The sequence below is a fragment of the candidate division KSB1 bacterium genome (assembly GCA_022562085.1).
GTDB lineage: Bacteria > Zhuqueibacterota > Zhuqueibacteria > Oceanimicrobiales > Oceanimicrobiaceae > Oceanimicrobium.
The window spans coordinates 40,561-46,659 of the sequence record JADFPY010000004.1 but is presented as its reverse complement, the minus strand read 5'-3'; the positions used below and the strand labels follow the sequence as shown (position 1 = coordinate 46,659).

Here is a 6,099-nt window from a genome sequence, read left to right as displayed (position 1 = left end):
GCAGTTGATGTTCTTGGGAAATATCAAGAACTTGTTCCCGAAGAGGAAGGCTGTAAAGCGGATGAACTACTGGCGAGCCTCAAGAGCTCGGTGGCTGCTCAGAAATAAAAATGCCTAATCTATTTTGTTCTCCATAAAGAAATGATTGCACATATTGATAAATGAAAGTCCGAGATGCTATTAAGATGATACAGAATGATGGTTGGGAAATGGTCAGAACTCGAGGTAGTCATCGTCAGTATAAACATCAAAACAAGAATGGTTTGGTTACCATCGCTGGCAAACCCAGTGACGAACTTGCCCCGGGAACATTAAACATATTTTTAAACAAGCAGGATTAAAGAAATGAAGTATTTAATCATTATTGAAAAAACAAATACAGGATTTTCTGCTTATTCGCCCGACTTAGAGGGGTGTGTAGCTACAGGAGAAACGAAAGAAGAAGTAGAAAAAACCATGCATGAAGGCATAGAATTTCACTTAGACGGACTGCGTCAAGAAGGGTTTGAAGTTCCTGAGCCAAATAGTTATTCTAAATATATTGAGGTAGCCGCTTAAGATTCCCACTTTTTTAAGACATTCCGAAACTTTTCTGTAACCACAAAATTTCGCAGCTCCTCCAACATAGCTTCAGCTTCAACATGATCATCGGATAGTTGAGTAATTCGTTTCCTTTGCTCATCAATGCGCACTTGAAAATGTTTTTGCTTACGCTCCCACCTTGGCTCGTCATACCGCTTAGACAAGTTCTGAACTGCCTGTAATTGGATATTAAGTCTCTCAATAGTTTCGTTGGCTTTTTTGATTTGGTACTCGGTTGTCTCGACCTCTCTTTCGTAATTGATAATGTGATCCAGTGTGTACAAGTCGCGTTGCTCCACTTCATCCTCTGCTTTAAAATCAACCAAACCGCAAATACGGTTTGCAAACTTCACATGAATCGATGATATGCCTTCATCCCAGTCATCCTCTTCACTATCAACCATTTCATAATCCACTTCAGTTTTTTCGCCTGGTTCATTTTCAAAAATCACTTCGTCCAGTGCTGAATTAAAAGAATCCTTTCTGAAATAAGATTTCAAATCACAATCCTGCAAATACCGAAACCACTTTGCCTCGCTGACAAACTTCCAATCTTCTGAAAACTCATATTCGATTTTGGATTCTTCATCGCCTAACTTAAAATACGTGCCGGAGCGGGCGGCCCCGAAATAGGTATCGTCGGCGAAAACCCATTTTTTAGCAAGATCAACCACGATTAAACCGGCATCAAACGGTTCTAAATCCATGCTTTCTGGCCCATTGAGAAGGGATTTTAGATTTTCAGCAAAAGTAGACTGAACCAGTTTGTCGAGTTCTTCGAGATTTATTGGCGCTTGAGCACAAAGGGCATAAATCTTTTCTGCGCAACTGCCATGAGGCTCACTAGAGATATAATGCTGATCGTCAGCAATGACCATTCTTAATACGCTCATTAGCTCCTCCATTTTTTAACTAAAATAAAATTTTCGCCCCTATCCCAATTTTGCTATCCATTCCCCAGCCGTTTTCCCCAACTCCTCAATGACTTCCTCATCCGTTCGGCCGGATTTCTTCGGTACGTGGAACCCATGGTCAGCCCATTCAATTGTGTGCAAAGTGGCCTGCGTACCGAGTTTATCACAAACCGGTTTTAAAAACTCAAGGTCGGCAAGTTTGTCACGGGTGCCTTGTAAGAAAAGCATTGGCAGGTGGACATCATAAAGATGCGCAGCTCGATCATTGGATGGCCTTCCCGGAGCATGTAGAGGGAAGCCGAAAAAAACAATACCACTCACTCCCGGCAACGGTTCCTGTGCAGCGGTTGATGACGTCATACGACCGCCGAGAGATTTACCGCCGACAACCAATGGTAAGTCGCCAGTTGCTTTCGAAGCGGCCGCAACAGCCGAACGCACTGTTTTCATGAGAATGGGTAGCGGGTTTGGACTTTTCTTGCCTTGCTCGATATATGGAAATTGGTAGCGGAACGTCGCAATGCCATTTTGGGCAAGTTGCTGTGCCGCAGCCTCCATAAAACTGTGCCGCATACCGGCTCCTGCGCCGTGCCCTAAAACTAAAAGCCAGCGCGCATTTTCGGGCCGCATGAGAATCGCGCTGACTTCCCCTGAGCTTTGGGTTGCTTCAAAACGGAGGTTGGTGGTTTTTATTTGGCTCATGATTTTTGCTTGTAGTCCAGCCTTCAGGCTGGTTGTTTTCAAACTAAACCTTGAACTACGAACTACTTCGCAGTCAATTCAGTTGGCTTACCTCTTCCAAGATGCTTTTCAAACCAGGTCAGGATTCGCTCCGAAACGTCCATCAAAAACTTGGGCTCGCGTGGACCGTGTGGCGTCCTGGGATAAACAATCATTTCCGTCGGCACACCAAGGCGTGAAAGTGCAACGTAAAATTCCTGGCCTTGCGTAAACGGAACCCGTAGATCTTTAGCGCCATGAATCACCTGTGTTGGCGTAGTGACATTTTTGATTCGGTAAATCGCAGAATGTTTTTCGTAGGTTTCGTAATCCTCCCAGAACTCTCCGCCCATATGGGCCACTAAATAATCCGGAATGTCGGTGGTAGTAACCATGCTGACCAGGTTTGGTAACCCTGCGCCCATGCTGGCTGCTTTAAACCGGTTGGTCTTGGTGACCACGTAAGATGTCATGTAGCCGCCATAACTCCAACCCATCAGGCAAAGGCTGTCCGGGTGGCCAACTCCCATGTCGATGACTTTATCGACACCGGACATAATGTCCTCGTAATCGCCAAATCCCCAATCTTTGAAATTGGCATAGCGGAAATCCTTGCCATAGCCGGTGCTGCCGCGCGGGTTGGAGCGCAGAATTGCGTAGCCTTGTTGCGCGAAGTATTGAATCATGTAAATAGAAGGATTGCCAGTGAACGATTGTCTGTAAACCCCCGCAGGCCCGCCGTGAACATTTAAAATCAATGGATAGGCGCGGCCTTTTTCATAATCGACAGGATACGTTAACAGGCCTTCTATCTCAAAACCATCTTTCGATTTCCACTTAATCAATTCGGTTTTTGCCATCTTTGGTCTGGGGACATTTGAATTTACTGCCGTCAGCTTTTTCATGTTTATTTCTTTAATTGGAGAGGTATAAACTTCAACAGGCGAAGCCAAATTTTGATAAGTAACAGCCATCTGATTGGTTTTGTCATTAAAAGAAACTGAACTAAAAATACCGTCGCCGCTTGTTATGAAACCAAGCTCATTTCCGTCTACAGGAATGGTAAACAGATGACGAGAGGTTCGAAAGGACTCGGTTACAAAAATGCGTTTTCCATCGCTCGACCAATCAATTGAGCGAATATTGCGGTCGGGTGTTTCGGTCAACTTCTCAGGTGTACCTCCAGCGTCAGAAACAAGATACAGGTCCCCAAGGCCGATATTTTCGGACTGGCCGCCATGTGAAATAAAAGCAATCCATTTGCCGTCTGGCGAGTATTCAGGATTGCGGTCAGCACCTGGTCTGACGACCAAAGGTTTAACCTCTCCGCTATCTGCAGGCACAACAGAAATATCAGTACCGCTTCGAGATGTATTAATCCGCGGATCGGCTTGATGAGAAAACACGATGTTTTTTCCATCAGGTGACCAGTCGAAGGACGTGATGTGAAACTCACCGGCGGTTAACCGCTTTGCCTGCCGTTTCTCCTCTGAATTTCTCGCTAAAGGCACTTTGTACAAATGATTGTATTTAAAATTCTGATCGACGAGAATGACGTCTTTTTTTTCTTTCTTCGCCTTCTCCTCTTCTTCAGTGTCGGGGTCTTTCATTGTATAAGCAATGTACTTTCCGTCGGGCGACCATTGGTACGAAGCTACTCCACTTTTAGCCTCCGTCACCTGCTCGGCTTCGCCGCCCATGACTCGCATAACCCAAACCTGATTTTTCTCAGTGCGTGAGGAGGTAAAAGCGAGGTGTTTGCCAGCCGGTGAGAAAGTCGGGTTCGAGGCCGATTTTTCGCCGCGTGTATACTGAACATCTGATTTGCCATCTGATGAAACAACCCAGATATGGCTCAGATACTCCGATTTCTCTTCTTCCATCACCGGTTCTCTGACTACATAAGCGATCAATTTCCCGTCGGGAGACATTGCAGTCCCTAGAATTGATTTGTATTTCATGCTGAGTTTCGGCGTCCATTTGTCTTCGGGCTGCTTTTCTTTTTCTTCGGGGAAAGAGATTCCAACGGTCAAGCATAACAAAGAAGTAAATGTGATCAAACTTTTTAGAAAATGTAGATTTTCCATGAAAAGCTCCTTTGGTTTTAAAAGAAATTCCGGCGGGATTTAAATATTTTAAAAAAATGGTACTTTGTCAAGCAAAACTTTGGAGAAAGATACTTCTCATTCAAAAAACAGGCAAAAGTAAAAAAATCAAATAACAAAAATTCCTCTTGACATTAAGAAACATTTTGATTATTATTGGGTCAATATGGCTTAATTTGGACCAAATATGGGTTGAATTGGTTAAACGCTTAAACTTATTAAAATTAACCTCTAATGGCTTATTTCCTCGGCATATTTGACTATTCAATCGACGGCAGCAACCGGTTGAAAATTCCGGCCAAGTTTCGGAAAGTCATGAAGCGGTTAGACCAAACGGAATTTGTTATTTCCAAAGAACAGAAAAACTGCATCACCATTTACCCTTATAATATATGGAAAGAACGCATAGGCGATAAAATTTCAGAATTGCCCCACAGCGGTGAAAGCGCCAACAGACTCCGCCGCCTGATTGGCCAAACCATGACTGAAGCCTCTCTGGATAATCAAGGCAGAGTGAACATTCCCTCCGACTACTACATTCACGCCGGCATTAAAAAGAAAACCAGGATTATCGGCTCTGTTGATACGATTCAGGTCTGGAATCCTTTGAAGTACGAACAGGTTTCCCAAGCGCCCGAAGAGAAATCTCTGATGGAAGAGTTTAAAGAATTTGGAATTTAACAATACATAAAACTCGAAATCCTAAGCACGAAATACGAAACAAAAAATGGCCGGGTTTCTGAAAAAAGTTAATCGTTTTGGGATTTGATTATTGTTTCGGATTTCGCATTTCGATATTCGGGTTTAGGTGGTCTCGCTCGTGTTTCATGAACCCGTTTTAAAGGAAGAGGCTTTGAGCTTTCTCGTCACCGCGAAGAACGGAATCTATTTGGATGGCACCTTAGGCGGCGGTGGTCATAGCGAGGCAATTTTGAAGAACATCAACAAAAGCGGTCGGCTCATCGCCTTAGATCTCGACAATGACGCCATTCATTTTAGTCGGACACGCTTAAAGCATAAAAACTTTTTGGTAGAACAGGCGAATTTCAAAAACCTTGGGGAGGTTCTGAAAAAACTAAAAATAAACCGCGTACATGGAATCCTGCTCGATCTAGGTGTCTCGTCGTATCAGATCGACACTGCCGAAAAGGGATTTAGCTATCGTGCTTCAGGAAAACTCGACATGCGGATGAATTCAAAACAACAACTCACAGCACACGAAATCGCGAACACATTTTCCGAAGAAAAGTTATGTGAAATCTTCAAAAAGTATGGCGAAGAAAGACGCTATCGAGCTATCTCGCGGGTTATCATAAAGGAAAGAGAAAAAAATGTCATTGAAACCACCACAGATTTGCAAGAAATCATCAGCGTGGTTCTCCCCTACCAGAACCGGATAAAGTCTCTTTCGAGAATTTTTCAAGCACTTCGAATTGCGGTGAACGAAGAGTTGGAAAACCTGAAGGCAGCTTTAGAAAGTGGGTTAGATTATTTGACCACGGGTGGCAGATTGGTCGTTATCAGCTATCATTCTTTGGAAGATAGAATCGTAAAGAATTTTTTCAAACAAGAGTCAAGGCGCTGTGTCTGTCCCCCGGATTTGCCCATTTGCGTCTGCGGCGAACCCGGGAGGCTAAAAATTTTGACCAAACGATCGATTCAACCGTCGAAAGAAGAAGTTCAGCGCAATCCGCGGAGCCGTAGTGCGCGGCTAAGAACAGCAGAGATGCTCGAGGAGCGTGAAGCCCTTAGGCTACGCTCAGACCCGGCTCCGTGAG

The 6,099-nt window shown here is 44.2% G+C and carries 7 protein-coding genes; 4 read left to right on the top strand and 3 right to left on the bottom strand.

The genetic code is table 11. The features are described 5' to 3' along the window. Positions 1-161: 161 nt before the first annotated feature. Positions 162-341, top strand: a complete 180-nt coding sequence (locus IH879_00875) for a type II toxin-antitoxin system HicA family toxin (GenBank protein MCH7673487.1) — start codon at positions 162-164, stop codon at positions 339-341. Between the two features lie 4 nt (positions 342-345). Continuing rightward, entirely contained in the window at positions 346-558 is a 213-nt protein-coding gene (locus tag IH879_00870; protein ID MCH7673486.1) for a type II toxin-antitoxin system HicB family antitoxin, read from the top strand. Here IH879_00870 and IH879_00865 read toward each other — a convergent pair. The 3 genes from IH879_00865 to IH879_00855 form a co-directional block, all read right to left on the bottom strand. Beyond that, positions 555-1,475, bottom strand: a complete 921-nt coding sequence (locus IH879_00865; protein ID MCH7673485.1) for a hypothetical protein — start codon at positions 1,473-1,475, stop codon at positions 555-557. The two genes, IH879_00870 and IH879_00865, sit on opposite strands and share 4 nt — an antisense overlap. A 39-nt stretch (positions 1,476-1,514) precedes the next feature. After that, positions 1,515-2,198, bottom strand: a complete 684-nt coding sequence (locus IH879_00860) for a dienelactone hydrolase family protein (GenBank protein MCH7673484.1) — start codon at positions 2,196-2,198, stop codon at positions 1,515-1,517. Between the two features lie 62 nt (positions 2,199-2,260). Then, on the bottom strand, positions 2,261-4,303 hold the full coding sequence (locus tag IH879_00855; GenBank protein MCH7673483.1) for a S9 family peptidase: 2,043 nt from the start codon (positions 4,301-4,303) through the stop codon (positions 2,261-2,263). Positions 4,304-4,555: 252 nt separating this feature from the next. On the opposite strand from IH879_00855, the gene IH879_00850 reads away from it, so the two are divergent. Then, complete coding sequence (locus tag IH879_00850) at positions 4,556-5,002, top strand: hypothetical protein (protein ID MCH7673482.1); 447 nt, start codon at positions 4,556-4,558, stop codon at positions 5,000-5,002. Positions 5,003-5,141: 139 nt separating this feature from the next. After that, positions 5,142-6,098, top strand: a complete 957-nt coding sequence (gene rsmH, locus IH879_00845) for a 16S rRNA (cytosine(1402)-N(4))-methyltransferase RsmH (protein ID MCH7673481.1) — start codon at positions 5,142-5,144, stop codon at positions 6,096-6,098. Position 6,099 lies beyond the last annotated feature (1 nt).

Coding starts and splice junctions, on each gene's coding strand:
- IH879_00875 (MCH7673487.1), top strand. CDS start 162: ATGAAAGTCCGAGATGCTATTAAGATGATACAGAATGATGGTTGGGAA.
- IH879_00870 (MCH7673486.1), top strand. CDS start 346: ATGAAGTATTTAATCATTATTGAAAAAACAAATACAGGATTTTCTGCT.
- IH879_00865 (MCH7673485.1), bottom strand. CDS start 1,475: ATGAGCGTATTAAGAATGGTCATTGCTGACGATCAGCATTATATCTCT.
- IH879_00860 (MCH7673484.1), bottom strand. CDS start 2,198: ATGAGCCAAATAAAAACCACCAACCTCCGTTTTGAAGCAACCCAAAGC.
- IH879_00855 (MCH7673483.1), bottom strand. CDS start 4,303: ATGGAAAATCTACATTTTCTAAAAAGTTTGATCACATTTACTTCTTTG.
- IH879_00850 (MCH7673482.1), top strand. CDS start 4,556: ATGGCTTATTTCCTCGGCATATTTGACTATTCAATCGACGGCAGCAAC.